Annotated in this window: 20 protein-coding genes; 14 read left to right on the forward strand and 6 right to left on the reverse strand. The window is 70.0% G+C overall.

The annotated features are described in order from the left end of the window. Positions 1 to 100: 100 nt before the first annotated feature. Complete coding sequence (locus tag ACTWQF_RS33305; protein WP_443283476.1) at positions 101 to 811, reverse strand: FadR/GntR family transcriptional regulator; 711 nt, start codon at positions 809 to 811, stop codon at positions 101 to 103. A gap of 23 nt (positions 812 to 834) precedes the next feature. On the opposite strand from ACTWQF_RS33305, the gene ACTWQF_RS33310 reads away from it, so the two are divergent. The 4 genes from ACTWQF_RS33310 (at position 835) to ACTWQF_RS33325 (ending at position 3,389) form a co-directional block, all read left to right on the forward strand. Beyond that, positions 835 to 2,169, forward strand: a complete 1,335-nt coding sequence (locus ACTWQF_RS33310; protein ID WP_443283477.1) for a CynX/NimT family MFS transporter — start codon at positions 835 to 837, stop codon at positions 2,167 to 2,169. Between the two features lie 17 nt (positions 2,170 to 2,186). Beyond that, complete coding sequence (locus tag ACTWQF_RS33315) at positions 2,187 to 2,303, forward strand: SGM_5486 family transporter-associated protein (protein ID WP_254693415.1); 117 nt, start codon at positions 2,187 to 2,189, stop codon at positions 2,301 to 2,303. Positions 2,304 to 2,495: 192 nt separating this feature from the next. Continuing rightward, positions 2,496 to 2,744 carry a hypothetical protein gene (locus ACTWQF_RS33320; protein WP_443283478.1) on the forward strand — a complete coding sequence of 83 codons (249 nt, stop codon included), beginning with the start codon at positions 2,496 to 2,498 and terminating at the stop codon, positions 2,742 to 2,744. Positions 2,745 to 2,873: 129 nt separating this feature from the next. Then, positions 2,874 to 3,389: a SixA phosphatase family protein gene (locus ACTWQF_RS33325; RefSeq protein ID WP_443246708.1), complete on the forward strand. Its 516-nt coding sequence runs from the start codon at positions 2,874 to 2,876 to the stop codon at positions 3,387 to 3,389. Positions 3,390 to 3,419: 30 nt separating this feature from the next. On the opposite strand, the gene serB is transcribed toward ACTWQF_RS33325, so the two are convergent. Next, positions 3,420 to 4,661, reverse strand: coding sequence for a phosphoserine phosphatase SerB (serB, locus tag ACTWQF_RS33330; RefSeq protein WP_443283479.1), 1,242 nt, complete (start codon positions 4,659 to 4,661; stop codon positions 3,420 to 3,422). A 316-nt stretch (positions 4,662 to 4,977) separates the two neighbouring features. On the opposite strand from serB, the gene ACTWQF_RS33335 reads away from it, so the two are divergent. The 4 genes from ACTWQF_RS33335 to ACTWQF_RS33350 all read left to right on the forward strand — a co-directional run bounded on the left by ACTWQF_RS33335 (position 4,978) and on the right by ACTWQF_RS33350 (position 10,340). Further along, positions 4,978 to 7,689, forward strand: a complete 2,712-nt coding sequence (locus ACTWQF_RS33335) for an FHA domain-containing protein (protein WP_443283480.1) — start codon at positions 4,978 to 4,980, stop codon at positions 7,687 to 7,689. A gap of 417 nt (positions 7,690 to 8,106) precedes the next feature. Beyond that, positions 8,107 to 9,279 (forward strand): GAF domain-containing sensor histidine kinase, encoded by a 1,173-nt coding sequence (locus tag ACTWQF_RS33340; protein ID WP_443283481.1) that lies wholly within the window; start codon positions 8,107 to 8,109, stop codon positions 9,277 to 9,279. Continuing rightward, the gene (locus ACTWQF_RS33345) at positions 9,272 to 9,910 is read left to right on the forward strand and encodes a response regulator (RefSeq protein ID WP_443283482.1); all 639 of its coding nucleotides are present in this window, start codon (positions 9,272 to 9,274) and stop codon (positions 9,908 to 9,910) included. Before ACTWQF_RS33340 ends, ACTWQF_RS33345 begins: the two co-directional genes overlap by 8 nt. Before the next feature lie 193 nt (positions 9,911 to 10,103). Further along, positions 10,104 to 10,340, forward strand: coding sequence for a chaplin family protein (locus tag ACTWQF_RS33350; RefSeq protein WP_443283483.1), 237 nt, complete (start codon positions 10,104 to 10,106; stop codon positions 10,338 to 10,340). Between the two features lie 53 nt (positions 10,341 to 10,393). Here the strand turns inward: ACTWQF_RS33350 and ACTWQF_RS33355 are convergent, their stop codons facing one another. After that, the gene (locus ACTWQF_RS33355; protein ID WP_443283484.1) at positions 10,394 to 11,227 is read right to left on the reverse strand and encodes a hypothetical protein; all 834 of its coding nucleotides are present in this window, start codon (positions 11,225 to 11,227) and stop codon (positions 10,394 to 10,396) included. Between the two features lie 105 nt (positions 11,228 to 11,332). On the opposite strand from ACTWQF_RS33355, the gene ACTWQF_RS33360 reads away from it, so the two are divergent. The 4 genes from ACTWQF_RS33360 to ACTWQF_RS33375 all read left to right on the forward strand — a co-directional run bounded on the left by ACTWQF_RS33360 (position 11,333) and on the right by ACTWQF_RS33375 (position 14,496). Next, positions 11,333 to 12,124, forward strand: coding sequence for an ABC transporter ATP-binding protein (locus ACTWQF_RS33360; protein ID WP_443283485.1), 792 nt, complete (start codon positions 11,333 to 11,335; stop codon positions 12,122 to 12,124). 21 nt (positions 12,125 to 12,145) lie between these two features. After that, positions 12,146 to 12,568, forward strand: a complete 423-nt coding sequence (locus ACTWQF_RS33365) for an NfeD family protein (protein ID WP_443283486.1) — start codon at positions 12,146 to 12,148, stop codon at positions 12,566 to 12,568. Positions 12,569 to 12,640: 72 nt separating this feature from the next. Beyond that, positions 12,641 to 13,606, forward strand: coding sequence for an SPFH domain-containing protein (locus ACTWQF_RS33370; protein WP_443283487.1), 966 nt, complete (start codon positions 12,641 to 12,643; stop codon positions 13,604 to 13,606). Between the two features lie 122 nt (positions 13,607 to 13,728). After that, positions 13,729 to 14,496 carry a sulfite exporter TauE/SafE family protein gene (locus ACTWQF_RS33375; protein ID WP_443283489.1) on the forward strand — a complete coding sequence of 256 codons (768 nt, stop codon included), beginning with the start codon at positions 13,729 to 13,731 and terminating at the stop codon, positions 14,494 to 14,496. A 29-nt stretch (positions 14,497 to 14,525) separates the two neighbouring features. Here ACTWQF_RS33375 and ACTWQF_RS33380 read toward each other — a convergent pair whose 3' ends face one another. Together ACTWQF_RS33380 and ACTWQF_RS33385 are read right to left on the reverse strand one after the other, a co-directional pair. Beyond that, positions 14,526 to 15,035, reverse strand: coding sequence for an HNH endonuclease (locus ACTWQF_RS33380; RefSeq protein WP_443283490.1), 510 nt, complete (start codon positions 15,033 to 15,035; stop codon positions 14,526 to 14,528). 421 nt (positions 15,036 to 15,456) lie between these two features. After that, positions 15,457 to 15,996 (reverse strand): YbhB/YbcL family Raf kinase inhibitor-like protein, encoded by a 540-nt coding sequence (locus tag ACTWQF_RS33385; RefSeq protein WP_443283491.1) that lies wholly within the window; start codon positions 15,994 to 15,996, stop codon positions 15,457 to 15,459. A 180-nt stretch (positions 15,997 to 16,176) separates the two neighbouring features. Between ACTWQF_RS33385 and ACTWQF_RS33390 the strand changes: the two genes are divergently transcribed. Next, positions 16,177 to 16,608, forward strand: coding sequence for a barstar family protein (locus tag ACTWQF_RS33390; RefSeq protein ID WP_443283492.1), 432 nt, complete (start codon positions 16,177 to 16,179; stop codon positions 16,606 to 16,608). A 51-nt stretch (positions 16,609 to 16,659) separates the two neighbouring features. On the opposite strand, the gene ACTWQF_RS33395 is transcribed toward ACTWQF_RS33390, so the two are convergent. Then, positions 16,660 to 17,442, reverse strand: coding sequence for a sporulation protein (locus tag ACTWQF_RS33395; protein WP_443283493.1), 783 nt, complete (start codon positions 17,440 to 17,442; stop codon positions 16,660 to 16,662). Positions 17,443 to 17,509: 67 nt separating this feature from the next. Between ACTWQF_RS33395 and ACTWQF_RS33400 the strand changes: the two genes are divergently transcribed. Beyond that, positions 17,510 to 18,205, forward strand: a complete 696-nt coding sequence (locus ACTWQF_RS33400) for a DNA-3-methyladenine glycosylase (protein WP_443283494.1) — start codon at positions 17,510 to 17,512, stop codon at positions 18,203 to 18,205. Positions 18,206 to 18,522 lie beyond the last annotated feature (317 nt).

The following is an 18,522-nucleotide window of genomic DNA, read 5'->3' on the forward strand; positions in this document are numbered from 1 at the left end:
GCCTCTCTACCGCCGCCAGGGCGCGCAACCACCCCACAACAGGGCCCGGCGGAATGGAACGTACTCCGCAACCACCGCGTTCGGCCGGCCCGCCGGACGGCTACAGCGCGCCCTGGCCCCATTCCGCCGTATGGGAGGCCGCCTCCTTGGAGGCGGCCTCCGCGTCCTGTGCGCGGATGGCCTCCAGCAGCCGGGCGTGGTCCATGTAGTTCTCCGGGCGCAACTCCTCGCCGACGTCCTGCCGGAGGTAGGCCCGCAGCACCTCACCGAGGTCGGCGTACACCGCCGCCAGCACCTCATTGTGGGAGGCCGAGACCACGCCCATGTGCAGGCTCCGGTCGGCGTCGATGAAGTGCTCGACGTCGCCCGAGTCCCATGCCGCCTCGCGGCGCACCAGCAGCCCGTCGAGCTGCTGCACGTCGGCATCCGTACGGCGGCGTGCCGCCAGCCGTGCGCCCGCCGTCTCCAGCGCGGAGCGCAGCTCCGCCACATGCCGCAGGTCGGCACCGGCGAACCTGCGGTGCATCACCCCGGCCAGCTCGCTGGTCGCCACCACGTAGGTGCCAGAGCCCTGCCGGATGTCCAGCAGCCCGTTGTGCGCGAGGGCACGCACCGCCTCCCGCACCGTGTTGCGGGCCACGCCGAGCTGCTCGACCAGTTCCGGCTCGGTCGGGATACGGCTGCCCACCGGCCACTGGCCCGAGGTGATCTGGTGCCGCAGCGTCGCGATCACCTGAGTGGCCAAGGGGGCGCGATGGGGGGCGGAGAGCGCGGGAAGCGAGGGAGGGTCAATTGGTTGGCGAGCATTCATCCCATGATTCTATGATGGGGGGCATGGCATCGGCAGACGACGACAGCAGGAACTCCGCACCCGCCACCGACGTGGGGACCCGCACCGTCCCCGAGCACCCCGCCGGGATCCAGGCGCCGCCTCCCGAACTCGGAGCCGAGGGTCCTGTGGTGCCGCGCTGGCTGGTCGGTCTCGTCGCCGCCGGACTGGTGATCGCGGCGCTCAACCTGCGCCCCGCCATATCCGGGCTCGGTCCGCTGCTGGAGGAGGTACGGCACGGGCTGCATATGAGCGGCACCGTCGCGGGGCTGCTGACCTCCGTGCCGCCGCTGTGCTTCGCCATCTTCGGCGGTCTGGCTCCCCGGCTGGCCCGCCGCCGCGGCCCGGCCCCCGTCGTGCTGGCCGGCATGGTCGCCATCACCCTCGGGCTCGTTCTGCGGCCGCTGACGGGCGGTACCGCCACCTTCCTGGCCGCCACCGCGCTCGCCCTCGCCGGGATCGCGGTGAGCAACGTACTGATGCCCGTCATCGTCAAGCACTGGTTCCCCGACCGGGTGGGCTCCATGACGGGGATCTACTCGATGGCGCTCGCCCTGGGGACGGCCGGTGCCGCCGCCGTCACCGTGCCGATGACCGACGCGCTCGGCGGCAGCTGGCGGATCGGCCTGGCTGCCTGGGCGGTGCCGGCCGCCGTCGCCGTCGTCCCATGGGCAGTGATCTCCCGGAACCGCGCGGCCCGCACACCCGAGCCGGAGGCCGTACAGGAAGCTCCCGAGACGGCCGAGGGTTCCGTGCCCGCGCTGCGTATCACCAAGTCGCCCACCGCCTGGGCGCTCGGTGTCTTCTTCGGCCTCCAGGCGTCCGCCGCCTACATCACCATGGGGTGGCTGCCGCAGATCTTCCGCGACGCCGGGGTCTCGGCGTCGGCGGCCGGTGTGATGCTCGCGGTGACGATGGGCATGGGTGTCCCGCTCTCCTTCGTGCTGCCGAAGCTGGCCGCCCGGATGCGGCATCAGGGTCCGTTGGTGCTCGCGCTCGGCGTCTGCGGTCTGGTCGGGTACGCGGGCCTGTGGCTCGCGCCTGCGGCCGGTGCCTGGGCGTGGGCCCTGGTGCTGGGGGTCTCCAACTGCGCCTTCCCGCTGGCCCTCACCATGATCGGCATGCGCTCCCGGTCCAACGCCGGCGTCGTCAAGCTCTCCGCCTTCGCGCAGAGCACCGGCTATCTGATCTCCATCCCGGGCCCGCTGCTCGTCGGCTCGCTGCACGACCTCAGCGGTGGCTGGCACGTGCCGCTCCTGCTGATGACCGCGCTGATGCTCGCGCAGATGGCGACGGGCCTGCTGGCGGGCAGGGACCGGGTCATCGAGGAAGGACGCTGAGTGCGACACTGGCTCACATGCCAGTGCTCGAACCGAATCCCCCGGAACCACGGAAGAAGCTCCTGCTGATCTTCGGCGCCATGATGGCCGTCACCGTCGTCATCGGCGTGATCGCCAGCATCGCCGCCGGCTGACACCCCCTCCTCCGCGGCCCGGCCCTGCCGGCCGCCCGTGGGGTGTAGCTGGCACCACCATCCCCTAGGGGGCTGGCGTCAGGGGTAACTGGGTGGCTCACCGGATGGGATCGCTCTTTCGTCCTCCGTACCGTCGAGATACGAGACGGACGAGAAGGACCGGCAAACCCCACCGAATCCGGAGGCGAGACCATGACGGCCCCCGCGCACCTCACATCGGACCGGAGCAGGAACCGCCCGGCCCCGGGCGCCGCACAGCCAAGGCGGTCGGAGGCGGCGCAGACGCAGCTGCCCTGGTGGGGGGTGCTGCTGCCGATAGTCGGCTTCGCTCTGCTGCTGGTCCTCCTGATGGGCGGGGGACAGGCGGACGCCGCCCAGCGTGCAGCCGACAGCCCGCTGCTGTCCTTCCTCACCCATCTGTGGGGTTCCCTGCTGGGCTGAGGCGGGCCTGGGCCGTCCCGGTGACGGGGAGCGGTAGCGGTGAGCGGTGCATCACCGTGCGTCACTTATGGGGAACCGACCGTCCAACACCCCGCGCCTGTCAGGAGGTTTCATGCGAAGCTGGGAGACATGAGCGTCGATGTGCCCCGCAGTATCGTCCTTCTCCGGCACGCCAAGGCGGACTGGCCCCAGGTGGCGGATCATGAGCGGCCCCTCGCCGAGCGAGGCCGCCTGGACGCCCCCGCGGCGGGCGAATGGCTCGCCGGTCAGGGCATCACCCCGCAACTCACCCTCTGCTCGACAGCGACCCGCACCCGCGAGACGTGGAAGCTGGTCGTCTCCCATCTCCCCCAGCGACCCAAGACCGTCTACGAGGAGCGTCTCTACGAGGCGCCGCCCGGCCAGATCATCGAGGTCATCAACGAAGTCGCCGACGACGTGCGGGACTTGCTGATCATCGGCCACAACCCCGGGATGCAGTCGGTCGCCGACGTGCTTGCCGGGGCCGCCGACCAGGAAGCGCAGGAGCGGATGGCCCGCGGCTTCCCCACGGCCGCCGTCGCCGTCCTGCGCTACACCGGCTCCTGGAAGTCGGTGGAGCCGGGCAGCGCGGAGCTGACCCGCTTCTGGTCACCGCACGAGTGAGGCAACCGTCCGCGGACGGACCGAGGGAGCTCAGACTCTCTCGATCGCTCCCTCGGGCCCGTCCGCGGCCTCGACCTCTTCGCGGGTGATGCCCAGCAGATAGAGCACCGTGTCCAGGAACGGCACGTTCACCGCCGTGTGGGCGGCCTCCCGCACCAGGGGCTTGGCGTTGAAGGCGACGCCGAGCCCCGCGGTGTTCAGCATGTCCAGGTCGTTGGCGCCGTCACCGATGGCGACGGTCTGCGCCAGTGGCACCCCCGCCTCATCGGCGAACCGCCGCAGCAGCCGCGCCTTGCCCGCGCGGTCGACGATCTCCCCGGTGACCCGCCCCGTGAGCTTGCCGTCCACGACCTCCAGCGTGTTGGCGGAGGCGAAGTCCAGCCCCAGCTCCTCCCGGAGCGCGTCCGTCACCTGTGTGAAGCCGCCGGAGACGACACCCACCTGGAAGCCGAGCCGCTTGAGCGTACGGACCAGGGTGCGTGCCCCCGGGGTGAGCCGCACCTCCTCGCGCACCTTGTCGACGACCGACACATCGAGTCCCGCCAGCAGTTCGACCCGCGCGTGCAGCGACTCCTCGAAGTCGAGCTCGCCGCGCATTGCCCGCGCCGTCACCTCGGCGACCTCGGCCTCGCAGCCCGCATGGGCCGCGAACAGCTCGATCACCTCGTCCTGGATGAGGGTGGAGTCCACATCCATCACCACCAGCCGCTGCGCCCGCCGCTGGAGCCCAGAGGCGACGACGGCCACATCGACGCCGTACTTCGCGGCCTCCAGAGCCAGAGACGTACGCAGCAGCGCCGTCTCCGTGCCGGAGACATCGAACTCGACAGCCAGGACCGGATATTTGGCGAGCCGGAAGATGCGGTCGATGTTGCCGCCCGTGGAGGTGATGCTGGCCGCTATGGCGGCGGTCGACTCCGCGGTGAGCGGGTGGCCCAGCACGGTGACGTGCGAACGTCCGGTGCCGCGGGGCCGGTTGTCGCCCGTACCCGAGATGATCTCGGCGGTCAGGCTCATCGACTCGGCCCAGCTGTGCACGGTCGCGCGCAGCTCGCCCTCGGTGGCGGTGCCGGCGCTGGGCGCGGTCACCAGGGCGCACAGGGTGATACGGCCACGGGTGACGAGCTGCTCGATGTCGACGACCTCGACAGCGAAGGCCGCGAGGGTGTCGAAGAGGCCGGCGGTGATGCCGGGCCGGTCCTTGCCGAAGATCTTGACCAGCAGGGTCGGGGTCTCGGCGTACGACGGAGGCTGGGCCACAGGTGCGCTCATGGTCCTCTCACACTACCGCCGCCCGGCCCGGAACCCCTGGTGGGGCCCGGCCGCGCCTTGTGGCCCGTGCCTGCTCCGTGTGGTCCGTGCCTGCTCCGCACCACCCTTGTCCGTATCAGTCGGGATCGGTGGCGATCCGTGGGGGCATCCGTAGCTGGGTCCGTTTCCCTCCGACATTCCCTGGCCGGAACGGTCACAGCCTGGTCCCTAGTGCTGGCCCGGCTTCCTGTCGGGCGGCCGAGCCTGAAATAGTTCCTCACGATGTTCGCCATCCCTAGACTCCCTCTCCGAAGGGGGTACCTCGGGGGACAACTTTGTGGGGCATGGAGTGCCGGAACTCGTATTGGAATTGAACGGACAGACCTGGACGCTCGATCAGTCCAGGGCCTATACCCTCGGCCGCGATCCGCAGGGAGACGTGGTGATCGAGGACGCCAGGGTCTCCTGGCGGCACGCCACGGTGCGCTGGGGAGGGCGCGCCTGGGTCATTGAGGATCACGGCAGCACCAACGGCACGTATGTGCAAGGGCGGCGGATCCAGCAGCTGGAGCTCGCCCCCGGCATGAGCGTCCATCTGGGCAACGCCACCGACGGCCCGCGGCTCGGCTTCTCCGGCGGGGCGGGCAGTGGCCAGGCGCCGGTTGCCGACATGTACGGCGGTCAGACGGCGCCCCAGCACCAGCACCAGCAGCAGGGCCAGCACCAGCAGCCCGGGCAGCCCCAGGCGGCACAGGCCGCCGCCCAGCACAGCGCCCCTACCCAGCAGCCGCAGGTCGGCGGCCAGGGCGGTCCCGGCTGGGGCCAGCAGCAGCCGCAGCCGGGCTGGCAGCAGCAGGCCCCCCAGATGCCGCAGCAGATGCAACAGGCGCCGCCGCAGCAGTACGCGCAGCAGCCACCTCAGCAGCACATACCGCAGCAGGGCGGTCCCGGCCCGCAGGGCATGGGCGGTCCCGGTGCCGGCGGCCCCGGCGGAGCGCCCGGCGGTCAGGGCGGCGGAGGCCAGGCAGCGGGCGACCGCAGCCCGACCACCTTCCACCAGCTCTCCCTCGGCCGGGTGATGCGCATCGGCCGTGCGCTGGAGAACGAACTGGTCGTCTCCGACCTTCAGGTCTCCCGGAACCACGCGGAGTTCCACGCCTCGCCCGACGGCCGCTGCGAGATCCGCGACCTCGGCAGCCACAACGGCACCTACGTCAACGGCCAGCCGATCCCCAAGTCCGGCACCGTGGCCATCGGGCCGCAGGACATCGTCGGCATCGGACACTCCACCTTCCGGCTGGTCGGCGACCGGCTGGAGGAGTTCGTCGACACCGGCGACGTGTCCTTCTCGGCCCGCCATCTGACGGTGAAGGTCGACGGCGGCAAGGTCATCCTCAACAACGTCACCTTCGGCGTACCCGAGAAGTCGCTGATCGGCGTGATCGGCCCGTCCGGCTCCGGGAAGTCCACGCTGCTGCGGGCGCTGACCGGATACCGCCCGGCGGATGTCGGCGAGGTCCTCTACGACAACCGGAACCTCTACAAGCAGTTCGCCGAACTGCGGCAGCGCATCGGCCTCGTCCCGCAGGACGACATCCTGCACAAGGAGCTGAAGGTCCGCACCGCGCTGCGCTACGCGGCCAAGCTGCGCTTCCCCGGCGACGTCGCCGAGGCCGAGCGCAACGCCCGGGTGGAGGAGGTGCTGGCCGAGCTCAAGCTCGACATCCACGCGGACAAGCGCGTCACCTCCCTCTCCGGCGGTCAGCGCAAGCGCGTCTCCGTCGCGCTGGAGCTGCTCACCAAGCCGTCGCTGATCTTCCTGGACGAGCCCACCTCCGGCCTCGACCCGGGCATGGACCGGGACGTCATGCAGCTGCTGCGCGGCATGGCCGACGACGGCCGTACGGTGCTCGTCGTCACCCACTCGGTGGCTGAGCTCCAGCTGTGCGACAAGCTTCTGGTGATGGCGCCGGGCGGCGGCGTGGCCTACTTCGGCCCGCCCGAGGAGGCGCTGAACTTCTTCGGCTACGACTCGTGGGCGGACGTCTTCTCCGCCTTCGAGAACTACCGCGACTACGACTGGATGGGCCGCTGGCAGGGCTCCCAGCACTACCAGATGTATGCGGCCGACCTCGACCAGCAGATGCCGCAGCAGGACCCGTACGCGGCCCATCAGCAGGCGATGCAGCCGACACGGCTGCAGAAGCCGCAGAGCTGGGGCAGCCAGCTGTGGACGCTGATCAGACGCTATGTCTCGGTGATCTCCGCGGACCGCTCCTTCCTGGTGCTGTCCTTCGTCACCCCGGTGCTCCTCGGCCTGGTCAGCACCGTGATGCCGTCCGACTACGGTCTGACGGCACCACCCCGCAAGACCAACGGCGACGCGGGCTCCATCCTGCTGATCCTCTCCATTGGCGCCGGCTTCTCGGGTGCGGCCAACTCGGTCCGTGAGCTGATCAAGGAACGGGTCATCTACGAACGGGAACGGGCCACCGGGCTGTCCCGGTCGGCCTATCTGATGTCGAAGGTGATCGTCCTGACGGTGGTCGCCGCCATCCAGGGCGTGCTGATGTGCGCCGTGGGCTTCTACCCGCGCGACCTCCCCGAGGAGGGCCTGCTCGCCTCCAACGCGGCCATCGAGATGGCCCTGGTGATGATCGCGCTCGGCGGCACCTCGATGATGTGCGGCCTGATCATCTCCTCGCTGGTGAAGACCTCCGAGAAGACGATGATCCTGCTCGTGCTCTTCGCGGTCGTCCAGGTCGTCTTCACCGGCATCCTCTTCAAGCTCTTCGACAACCCCGGTGTGGAGCAGCTCGCCTGGCTGATGCCGTTCCGGTGGGGGATGGCGGCCCTGGGTACGACAATCGAGCTGGGGCGCCTGATGCCGCAGGACGACAAGGACCCGACCAACACCGATCCGCTGTGGGACCACTCGCTGGACCAGTGGACGATGGACGTCGGCATCCTCGTTGCGATGGGTGTCGTGTGCTACTTCGTCGTCCTCCGGCTGCTGCGGCGGCATGAGCCGGAGATCATGCGCAAGTGAGCGCCTGACCGGCTGACGCGCAGCGAAGGGGCTCCCTCGGACGAGGGAGCCCCTTCGCTGTCGTCGGAAACCTCGGCGTCAGTACTACCTGCATGAAGCGGGCCCGTAAGGCGGCCGAGGTGAGCCGTTCGGCCGAGCGGAAGGCCGCGGCGCCGAAGCCGTCGGCGCCGTCCGGGTCGCCGCAGCAGTGCCCGCTCGGTGGCGCGCGAGGACTCTGCGTCGATGCTCCGGCGCTGCTCGCTCACGCTGTGCTCCGCCGCGAGCCGGGCGGGCGGCCCAGCCGCCCCTCGGGCCGCCACGCCGCCGGGCTGCTACGCTGCCGGGCCGCTACGCCGGTGGACCTAGGACCACCGGCCCGCACCACCCATGGCCCCGGCCCGATCCCGCGCCGGCGGCCTCGCGAGTACGGTGACCAGCATGGTCCCCCGCTCCGGACTCGCCGCCGTCAGCGCGGCGCTGCTCGCCATGAACCGCCGGCTCGAGGTGCGTGACGTCCTCCAGACGATCGTCGCCTCGGCCCGGGACCTGCTCGATGCCGAGTACGCGGCGCTCGGCGTACCCGACGACCACGGCGGCTTCGCCCAGTTCGTCGTCGCCGGGGTCAGCGAGGAGCAGTGGAAGGCGATCGGCCCGCTGCCGCGCCAGCACGGCATCCTCGCCGCGATGCTGCACGACGCCACCCCGCAGCGCCTCGCCGACGTCCGCAAAGACCCCCGTTTCGGCGGCTGGCCCGCCGCACACCCCAAGATGGCCGACTTCCTCGGCATGCCCATCGCCGACGGCGAGCAGGTGCTCGGTGCCCTCTTCCTCGCCAACAAGCGCTGCGCCCCCGGCTCACCGGAGCAGCAACGCTGCCCGGCCTCCCGGGACCGGGTCTGTGCCTTCACGGAGGACGACGAGGAGCTGTTGCGGCTGCTCGCCCAGCACGCCGCCATCGCGCTCACCAACGCACGCCTGTACGAGCGCAGCCGCGAGCTGACCATCGCCGAGGAGCGCACCCGCATCGGCCATGAACTCCACGACGCGGTGGCCCAGAAGCTCTTCTCCCTACGCTTGACCGCGCAGGCGGCCACGGCCCTGGTCGACCGCGATCCGGAGCGGGCCAAGGCCGAACTGCACGAGGTGGCCCGGCTGTCCGGCGAGGCGGCCGACGAACTGCGGGCCGCCGTCGTGGAGCTGCGGCCGGCCGCGTTGGACGAGGACGGCCTCGTCGCCACCCTGCGCACCCAGGCCCAGGTGCTGGACCGCGCCCACAGCGCCGAGGTCGACTTCCTGTGCGAGGGCGTCCGCGCGCTGCCCTCGGCCCAGGAGGAGGCCCTGCTGCGTGTCGCCCAGGAAGCGCTGCACAACGCTTTGCGGCACGCGGACGCCTCGCACGTCCGCGTCGCCCTCGTCCGCCGCGGCCCGTCCGTGGTCCTCACCGTCACCGACGACGGCACGGGCTTCGATCCGGGCGCCGTGCGCTCGGCGGGCCGCCACCTCGGCCTCGTCTCCATGCGCGACCGGGCCTCCGGTGTCGGCGGCACGCTGACCGTCCAGTCGGAGCCCGGCAAGGGCACAGTTGTCGAATTGGAGGTGCCCGGTGGCTGACCCGATCCGTGTGCTGCTCGTCGACGACCACCAGGTCGTACGGCGCGGGCTGCGCACCTTTCTCGAGGTGCAGGACGACATCGAGGTCGTGGGGGAGGCGTCGGACGGCTCCGAGGGCGTGGCACGCGCCGAGGAGCTGCGGCCCGACGTGGTCCTGATGGACGTCAAGATGCCGGGGACCGACGGCGTCGAGGCGCTGCGGACGCTGCGCGAACGCGGCAACCCGGCCCGGGTTCTGATCGTCACCAGCTTCACCGAACAGCGCACCGTCGTCCCCGCCCTGCGTGCCGGTGCCGCGGGGTACGTCTACAAGGACGTCGACCCCGAGGCGCTGGCCGGTGCCATCCGCTCGGTGCACGCGGGCCATGTACTGCTGCAACCCGAGGTTGCCGGGGCGCTGCTCAGCGACGACCAGAGCAGCGGCGCGGGCCGCGGCCCCTCGCTGACCGAGCGGGAACGCGAGGTGCTCGGCCTGATAGCCGACGGCCGCTCCAACCGTGAGATCGCCCGTGCGCTCGTACTGTCGGAGAAGACGGTCAAGACCCACGTCTCCAACATCCTGATGAAGCTCGACCTTGCCGACCGCACTCAGGCAGCCCTGTGGGCGGTCCGCCACGGGGTGACGGGATGACGGGTCACGGAAGGACAAGGGGCGGGACCGGACGGGAGGAATCGGCCAAAGGTTCAGCCCCGGGCGGTAATTCATACCGTCGTGTGGTCGTCATCTTTTCCGCGCACCCTCCCGGCAGATGCTCCGTTCTCCATGGCGTGCCCGCGGCGGTCGGCCGCGGCACTGTTCAGCAGATCCACAGGGAGAACACCCCATGAACACTGCCAAGAAGGCCGCTCTCGTCATCGCCGCCGCCGGCGTCGCGGTCGGTGCCTCCGCCGGTTCCGCGCTCGCCCACAGCTCCGGCGCGCAGGGCAAGGCCGTGAACTCGCCGGGCGTCGGCTCGGGCAACCTGGTGCAGGTGCCGGTCGACGTCCCGGTGAACGTCGACGGCAACTCGGGCAATGTCGTGGGCGTCCTCAACCCCGTCTTCGGCAACATCGCGCACTAGCGGACCGCGCGAGGCCATGAGGCCATGAGGCCGGGAGGGCCGGGCGACGCCATTCAGGCCCGCCCGCCCTCCCGCCGCCGCTCCAGCTCCTCCGCGTAGGCGTTGTACGCCGCCACCTGCGCACGCCGCGCCGTCCGCTCCACCGGCCGCAGTGCCTCGGAGCGGGCTGCCATCTCCGCGGCACTCACCGCACCCCCGTGCTCCCTAACGTCACCGGCGCCGCTTCCGTCGCCGTACGCGATCGACACCAGGGCCCCCACCCGCTGCGCCAGCTCCAGCACCCGTACGGCGCGCGGCGGATAGCCCGGCGCCAGCAGCTGCCTGCCCGCCTCCATCCGCGCCCGGTACGCCTCCAGTGCCGCTTCGGCCACCGGACCCGAACCCGCCACATCGAGCCGGGTCAGCACCTCGGTGGCCTCCCGCATCGCCTCCGCCAGTTCCCGCTCGGCCTCCGCGAGCGGAGGCACGTCGGCAGGCGGGGCCTCCCGCACCGGCAGGCACTCCCACAGCACCTCCGTATGCACGTCCTCGGGATCCGCGTCCGCCGGCCCTGCCTCGTACACCTCCGGCACCAGACCGAGCGCGGTGCCGTGCACCAGCACCGCCTCCTCGGCCTCCAATGCCCGCGCGTTGAACTCCGGCGGCCCGCTCAGCCCCAGCGGATGCCCCGGCACCGGCAGCGCCACCCGCAGCCCTACGGCACCCAGCGACCGCAGCCGCCCCAGCGCCAGCGTCAGCCCCACCGGGTCGTCGTCCCCCGGCAGCACCACGCGGTGCCGCGCGTCCGGTGCCGCGATGCGTTCGGCAGCCTCGTCCGGCGAGACGAGTCCGGCGAGCAGTGCGTTTCCCCAGGCGGCCAGCCGCCCTGAACGAGGTTCTGTGAGCATGAACCAAGCCTAGGGAACAGGCGTCGTACACGGTGGCGTAGGTTTTCCCCTGGGGAATGTGCTCACAGGCACCTAAACGCGACTGCAATAGGAGACAACGCGCTCATGAGCGAAGTACTGGAGCTGGTGGACGTATCCGTGGTCCGCGACGGACGTGCTCTGGTGGACGATGTCTCCTGGTCGGTCAAGGAGGGCGAACGCTGGGTCATCCTCGGCCCCAACGGCGCCGGCAAGACGACCCTGCTCAACATCGCCTCCAGCTATCTGTTCCCGACCTCCGGCACCGCCGCCGTTCTCGGCGAACGCCTCGGCAGGGTCGACGTGTTCGAGCTGCGTCCCCGCGTCGGCATGGCCAGCATCGCCATGGCCGAGAAGCTGCCCCGCCGCCAGACCGTGCTGGAGACCGTGCTCACCGCTGCCTACGGCATGACGGCGCACTGGCAGGAGAGCTACGACAAGGTCGACGAGGACCGCGCTTTGGCCTTCCTCGACCGGCTTGGCATGTCCGATTACCTCGACCGCAAGTTCGGCACCCTCTCGGAAGGCGAGCGCAAGCGCACCATGATCGCGCGCGCCATGATGACCGACCCCGAGCTGCTGCTCCTCGACGAACCCGCGGCCGGTCTCGACCTGGGCGGGCGCGAGGACCTTGTACGCCGCCTCGGACGGCTCGCGCGCGACCCGTACGCGCCCTCCATGTTGATGGTGACCCACCATGTCGAGGAGATTCCGCCGGGCTTCACCCACGTTCTGATGATCCGTCAGGGGCGGGTGCTGGCAGCAGGACCGCTGGAGACCGAACTGACCTCCCGTAACCTCTCGCTGTGCTTCGGCCTGCCGCTCGTCGTCGAGGCGCAGAACGGCCGCTGGACCGCGCAGGGCCTGCCGCTGCGCTGAGCGTGCGCCTACCATGGCCATGTGGACGCATGGATCGGGTGGCTGGTAGCCGCCGCAGCGCTGGGGATTCCGCTCATCATCACAGCCATGCCCGAGTTCGGCATGCTGGCGGTGGGTGCGGTAGCGGCCGCCGGGACGGCCGGAATCGGCGGAGGCCCGGTCGCCCAGGTCATCGTCTTCGCGATCGTCTCCACGGCACTGATCCTGGTCGTACGACCCGTCGCACGCCGGATGCGTACCGAACGCCCCGCCCTGGCCAGCGGGGTCGACGCGCTCAAGGGCAGGCAGGCCGTGGTGCTGGAGAAGGTCGACGGGGACGGCGGCCGCATCAAGCTCGCCGGTGAGATCTGGTCAGCTCGTGCACTTGATTCGGACACAAGCTACGAGCCGGGCAGCCAGGTTGATGTGGTCGAGATCGACGGCGCCACTGCTGTCGTGATGTGATGGCAATGAGCAACCGCACACGGGCAGTAACTCTTCGGGCAGCGTCTTTCAAAGCATGCAGGGGGCAAGGCCATGGACGCCATCATCATCGTCCTGATCATCCTGGTGGTGCTTGTCTTCATCGCACTCATCAAGACGATCCAGGTCATCCCACAGGCGAGTGCGGCGATCGTCGAGCGTTTCGGCCGGTACACCCGGACCCTCAACGCGGGCCTGAACATCGTGGTTCCCTTCATCGACACCATCCGCAACCGTGTCGACCTCAGGGAGCAGGTCGTCCCCTTCCCCCCGCAGCCGGTGATCACCCAGGACAACCTCGTGGTGAACATCGACACCGTCATCTACTACCAGGTGACGGACGCCCGTGCGGCCACCTACGAGGTCGCCAGCTACATCCAGGCGATCGAACAGCTCACCGTCACCACCCTGCGTAACATCATCGGCGGCATGGACCTGGAGCGGACCCTCACATCCCGCGAGGAGATCAACGCGGCCCTGCGCGGCGTGCTCGACGAGGCCACCGGCAAGTGGGGCATCCGCGTCAACCGCGTGGAGCTGAAGGCCATCGAGCCGCCGACCTCCATCCAGGACTCGATGGAGAAGCAGATGCGCGCCGACCGCGACAAGCGCGCCGCGATCCTCCAGGCCGAAGGTGTCCGCCAGTCGCAGATCCTCACCGCCGAAGGTGAGAAGCAATCCGCCATCCTGCGCGCCGAAGGTGAGTCCCGCTCCGCGGCCCTGCGCGCCGAAGGTGAGGCCCAGGCGATCCGCACGGTCTTCGAGTCCATCCACGCCGGTGACCCGGACCAGAAGCTGCTCTCCTACCAGTACCTCCAGATGCTCCCGAAGATCGCCGAGGGCGACGCCAACAAGCTCTGGATCGTCCCCAGCGAGATCGGCGACGCCCTCAAGGGCCTCGGCGGCGCCCTCGACAACTTCCGCCCCGACTCCGGCGGTAACGGCGGCAACCGCGGCGGCACCCCCACCCCGCCCAGCGTCCCCAAGCCCCCGCGCGAGCAGCCCCCGCTCGACTCCTGACGGACGGAACGGCGCCGCTCCAAGAGCAACAGCCCTCGTCCAGCAGTCGGACCGCCGCACGCGGACGCAGCCCCTTCGGGCATGATCAGTGCACTGACGCCGATCACCGAAGGGGCTGACGCGTGACCGTATGGGAGGCCGTGGCCGTCTGTGCAGCAGGCATCGGCGCGGGAGGCATCAACGCCATCGTCGGTTCCGGCACCCTGATCACCTTCCCCGTGCTGCTCGCCGTCGGCCTGCCGCCTGTGACCGCCAACGTTTCCAACTCGCTCGGCCTCGTCCCCGGCTCCATCAGCGGAGCCATCGGCTACCGCCGGGAGCTGCGCGGCCAGGGCCGCCGCGTCCTCAGGCTCGGCACCGTCGCGCTCCTCGGCGGACTGACGGGCGCGATCCTGCTGCTCACCCTGCCCTCCAGCGCGTTCGACACCATCGTCCCGGTGCTCATCGCACTCGCACTGGTCCTCGTCGTCCTCCAGCCCCGGCTGGCCGCTGCCGTCCGCCGCGGCCGCGAACGTGAGAACAACAGCGCCCATCCGCACGGCGGCATCCCCCTCCAGGGCGGCATGCTGCTCGCCAGCGCCTACGGCGGCTACTTCGGTGCTGCCCAGGGCGTCATCTACCTGGCCCTGATGGGCCTGCTCATCCCCGACGACCTGCAGCGCATCAACGCCGTCAAGAACGTGCTCGGCGCCGTCGTCAACGGCACAGCGGCCGTCTTCTTCCTCTTCGTCGCCGACTTCGACTGGACGGCCGTGCTGCTGATCGCGATCGGCTCAGCAGCCGGGGGCCAGCTCGGCGCCCGCATCGGACGCAAACTGGCCCCCGGAGTGCTACGGGGCGTCATCGTGGCAGTCGGCCTCGTAGCGATCGTGCAGCTCCTGCTGCGCTGAGCGCCGGGTCTGGGCTGCCGCCCCGTCGCTCACGCCGTGGTCGGCAGCGACAGCCACTCCGGCAGCGTCTCCCCCTCCTTGAGCCCCAGCGCCAGCAGCAGCGCGTCGGCCGGAGTCGGCTCGAACGGCTTGACCAGCAGCTTCATCCCCGCCTGCCCCGGCGTCCGGTCCGCCTTCCGGTGGTTGTCCGCCGCACACGCCGCGACCGTGTTCAGCCATGTGTCCCCACCGCCGTGCGAACGCGGAACGATGTGATCCACCGTGGTCGCCCGACGCCCGCAGTACGCACACCGGTGCCGGTCCCGCACCAGGACGCCCCGCCGCGACCACGGTGCCCGTTGTCGAAAGGGCACCCGGACATACCGGCAGAGTCTGATCACTTGAGGCACCGGAAGCTCCACCTGCGCCGCGCGCACCCGCAGACCGGGATGCGACTGCTCGACCACTGCCTTCTCCCGCATCACGAGCACGACCGCCCGCCGCAGCGACACCGTCGACAGCGGCTCGAAGCTCGCGTTCAGTACCAGCGTCTCCCGCATCCCGACCGCCTCCCCTTCTCCCGTCTCAGCCCGCACGCACCCGCGCCGGGGTGGCACCAACTGTGCCGCTGTCCACGCAGACCGACAACGCAATTTCCCCAGGCTGTACAGGAAATGAAGCACCCGGGAATGCCAGGTCACAGAGGGCGGAAAAGGATCACGGAGGGACAAATCGCGGAGAATTCCCGAGGGAGAAAGCGGGAGAAGAAACGCGCGGACAACAGGTGCTCGCAGCCCAGGACCGAAGGCAGCCGGCGCGGTCGCCCGGCCCTGGGCCGGACTCCGGCAGACGGCGGCGCCGATCAGCGCCTGCCGCCCCCGCTCGCGGTGATGTACCGCGCCACGGTGCCGACTGCCCTCATACACGTTGCGCCGCGCAGAGGGCGCGGCGCAACGGAATTCTTCGGGACAGGCCCGGGGATCAGCCCTCGGCGGGGATCTCGTACTCGCCGATCAGCTGGCCCCGCGCCAGCGTGTGGAAGCGCAGGTTGAACCCGACGAAGGCAGGCGTCGCCTCGGCTTCCGGACCGAGCTTCTCGGTGTCCACCGCGTACACGGTGAAGACATAGCGGTGCGGCCCGTCCCCGGGCGGCGGCGCGGCCCCGCCGAAGTCCCGCGTCCCGAAATCGTTGCGCACGTGCACGGCCCCTTCGGGGAGCCCCTTCATTTCACCCGTACCGGCCCCGGTGGGCAGCTCGGTCACCGAGGCGGGGATGTCGAAGACGGACCAGTGCCAGAACCCGCTGCCGGTCGGCGCGTCCGGGTCGAAGCACGTCACGGCGAAGCTCTTGGTCGCTTCCGGGAAGCCCTCCCAGCGCAGGTGCGGCGAGGTGTTCCCCTCCGCGTACACCTGTGCGGAACCCAGATGGCCGCCGTCCGCCAGATCGTTGCTCACCACGCGGATTGACGGCACCGGGGGGTGGAAGTCATGGGGGAGCGGGCGCCGTTGCTGGTCGGTCACGTCGGGAACCTCCTCGTCACGCGAATCGCTGCAACGGCCAGCCTAACGATCCGGACAGCCTCTCTTTGCCACCATGACGGGGTGCGACAGCACACCCCGTACACCCCAGCCCTGTGCCCGCAGCCGTCAACGCCATCAGGTGAGTGACCACGACGAGACCCCGAAGCGGTGGTGCCGACCATGACCAGCCCCGTGGACCTGCCCGAGCTGCCCCAGGCCGACCTCCCCGGCCTCTTCGACGACTCGGTGCCTCCCGGCGTCTACCGGTTGCCCTCGGTGGGCCCCGACGCCCTGATGCAGGCGGACGCGGCAGGCTGGTTCGGTGCGGTCGTGGACCTGACCGGCGTCGGCAACAAGGCCGACTTCATGGAACGTTGCGTCACCGGTCTGGAGCTGCCCGACTACTTCGGCCGCAACTGGGACGCGCTTGCCGACCTCCTCACCGACCTGTCCTGGTGGGGCAAGCCCCGCGGCTATCTGCTGCTGGCCACCGGCTGGTCGGAGTTCGAACAGACCGATCCGGAGGACGCCGCCGCCGCGGCGGAGGTCTTCACCGCGGCGGTCGGTTTCTGGGCGGTACGCGAGACCCCGCTCAGCATCCTGCTGGGCTGAGCGGGGTCCCGGCGACGCTCTCCGCCGGTCTCGGACAGAGGGTTCTCGGCCTCAGAACCAGTTCCGCTTGCCGCCGACCTCGGCCAGCCACTGGTTGAGGTACCCGGTCCAGTCCGTCTGCTGGTAGGAGTCGAAGTCCACCGGGAAGGCGCGGAAGGTGTCACTGCCCTCCGAGAACAGGCCCGGCTTCTTGTCCATCTCCAGCACCACATCCATCCCCCGCGAGTCCGCGACGAACGACAGCTCGACCTGGTTGAGCCCCCGGTACTGCTGCGGCGCGTGGAACTCGATCTCCTGGTAGAAGGGCAGCTTCTGCCGCGTGTTGCGGATGTGCCCCTTCTCCATGTCCGCCGACTTGAAGCGGAACCCGAGCTGCCCGAAGGCGTCCAGGATCGCCTGCTGAGCCGGCAGCGGGTGGATGTCCACCGGGTCCAGGTCGGTCGAGTCCAGCGCCCGCGCGATCGCCAGCTCCGTGGTCACCCCTATCTGCATGCCCCGCAGCTGCTGCCCCAGGAACGTGGTGATCGGCGTCTCCCACGGCACCTCGAGGCTGAAGGGCACCACATGCGACTCCCCCTCGTGCAGGGTGAGCTCCCCACCGAGCCGCTGGGTGCCGAACTCGATGTTCTGATGCCCCTCCCCGTCGTTCGTCTCCACCTCGACGCGGGCCTGGAGCCCCACCGACAGGGACTGAATCTCCTGAGTGACCGAGCCACCCTCGATCCGCACCTCGCCCTGCACCACACCACCGGGCACGGCGTGCGGCTCGTGCAGCACCGTATCGACCGAGGCGGCACCCATCCCCATGCTCGCGAAAAGCTTCTTGAAGCCCATCCCCTTGTCCTCCCCTTTCGGCTTCCCCCGCGGGAAGCAATGACCGGTTCTTGTACGCTCGGACGGCATGATCGCAGGCCGAGACCGCAAGCCCAGCACGACCAGCGGCGATGCGCACCTACCCCGAGCCTTCTTCGACCGTCCTGTCCTGGATGTCGCCCCCGACCTTCTCGGATGCGTCCTGGTACGCACGACGACGAAGGGCCGCATGCGGTTGCGCATCACGGAGGTCGAGGCGTACGCGGGCGAGGCCGACCCCGGCTCCCACGCCTACCGCGGCAGGACCGAACGCAATGCCTCGATGTTCGGTCCGCCTGGTCACGCATACGTCTACTTCATCTACGGCATGTGGTTCAGCCTCAACCTGGTCTGCGGTCCGGAGGGGAAGGCAAGCGGTGTACTGATCCGCGCCGGCGAGGTGCTGGAGGGAGCGGAGTTGGCACGGCAGCGCCGCCCCAAGGCCCGCAGGGACCTGGAACTGGCCAAGGGCCCGGCCCGCCTGGCCACCGCGCTCGCCGTGGACCGAGAGCTGAACGGCACCGACGTCTGCTCTCACGAAGACTCCGCCCCGCTGAGTATCCTCGCAGGTCACGACCTGGACCCCGGGGCCATGAAGAGCGGTCCGCGGACCGGCGTCGGCGGTGACGGCTCCCACTACCCCTGGCGCTTCTGGCTCGCCGACGACCCGACGGTGAGCCCGTACCGGCCACACAAGCCCCGGAACCGTCGGCCTTCGCTTGACGCAGGCCGATCCACCGCCTAGCGTTGGACGAGTCGCTGGAAACGGGACGGCTTGCCACGGGCCTGAAGGCCCAGTGAGAGCGGCCCCCGGAAGCGAACATCACTACCTACGAGGTACCCCAGAATCGGGGTCACTTTCGGTACGCCGAAAACTGACTCCGAGGACCCGATTAGGAGTCTCCGGGGAAACGCGCTAACGTAGTGGACACCGAAAGGGCAAACGTCCGGAGAAGCCGGTGAGACGGTTTCGAAGGAAGCGTCCGTTCCTTGAGAACTCAACAGCGTGCCAAAAGTCAACGCCAGATATGTTGATACCCCGGCCTGTCGACGGTCTTGTTG

It is taken from the genome of Streptomyces sp. 8N114, from assembly GCF_052245835.1.
Taxonomy (GTDB): domain Bacteria; phylum Actinomycetota; class Actinomycetes; order Streptomycetales; family Streptomycetaceae; genus Streptomyces.

Coding starts and splice junctions, on each gene's coding strand:
- ACTWQF_RS33395 (WP_443283493.1), bottom strand. CDS start 17,442: ATGGGCTTCAAGAAGCTTTTCGCGAGCATGGGGATGGGTGCCGCCTCG.
- ACTWQF_RS33370 (WP_443283487.1), top strand. CDS start 12,641: ATGGACGCCATCATCATCGTCCTGATCATCCTGGTGGTGCTTGTCTTC.
- ACTWQF_RS33325 (WP_443246708.1), top strand. CDS start 2,874: ATGAGCGTCGATGTGCCCCGCAGTATCGTCCTTCTCCGGCACGCCAAG.
- ACTWQF_RS33315 (WP_254693415.1), top strand. CDS start 2,187: ATGCCAGTGCTCGAACCGAATCCCCCGGAACCACGGAAGAAGCTCCTG.
- ACTWQF_RS33355 (WP_443283484.1), bottom strand. CDS start 11,227: ATGCTCACAGAACCTCGTTCAGGGCGGCTGGCCGCCTGGGGAAACGCA.
- ACTWQF_RS33310 (WP_443283477.1), top strand. CDS start 835: ATGGCATCGGCAGACGACGACAGCAGGAACTCCGCACCCGCCACCGAC.
- ACTWQF_RS33320 (WP_443283478.1), top strand. CDS start 2,496: ATGACGGCCCCCGCGCACCTCACATCGGACCGGAGCAGGAACCGCCCG.
- ACTWQF_RS33340 (WP_443283481.1), top strand. CDS start 8,107: ATGGTCCCCCGCTCCGGACTCGCCGCCGTCAGCGCGGCGCTGCTCGCC.
- ACTWQF_RS33360 (WP_443283485.1), top strand. CDS start 11,333: ATGAGCGAAGTACTGGAGCTGGTGGACGTATCCGTGGTCCGCGACGGA.
- ACTWQF_RS33390 (WP_443283492.1), top strand. CDS start 16,177: ATGACCAGCCCCGTGGACCTGCCCGAGCTGCCCCAGGCCGACCTCCCC.
- ACTWQF_RS33400 (WP_443283494.1), top strand. CDS start 17,510: ATGATCGCAGGCCGAGACCGCAAGCCCAGCACGACCAGCGGCGATGCG.
- ACTWQF_RS33305 (WP_443283476.1), bottom strand. CDS start 811: ATGAATGCTCGCCAACCAATTGACCCTCCCTCGCTTCCCGCGCTCTCC.
- serB (WP_443283479.1), bottom strand. CDS start 4,661: ATGAGCGCACCTGTGGCCCAGCCTCCGTCGTACGCCGAGACCCCGACC.
- ACTWQF_RS33350 (WP_443283483.1), top strand. CDS start 10,104: ATGAACACTGCCAAGAAGGCCGCTCTCGTCATCGCCGCCGCCGGCGTC.
- ACTWQF_RS33380 (WP_443283490.1), bottom strand. CDS start 15,035: ATGCGGGAGACGCTGGTACTGAACGCGAGCTTCGAGCCGCTGTCGACG.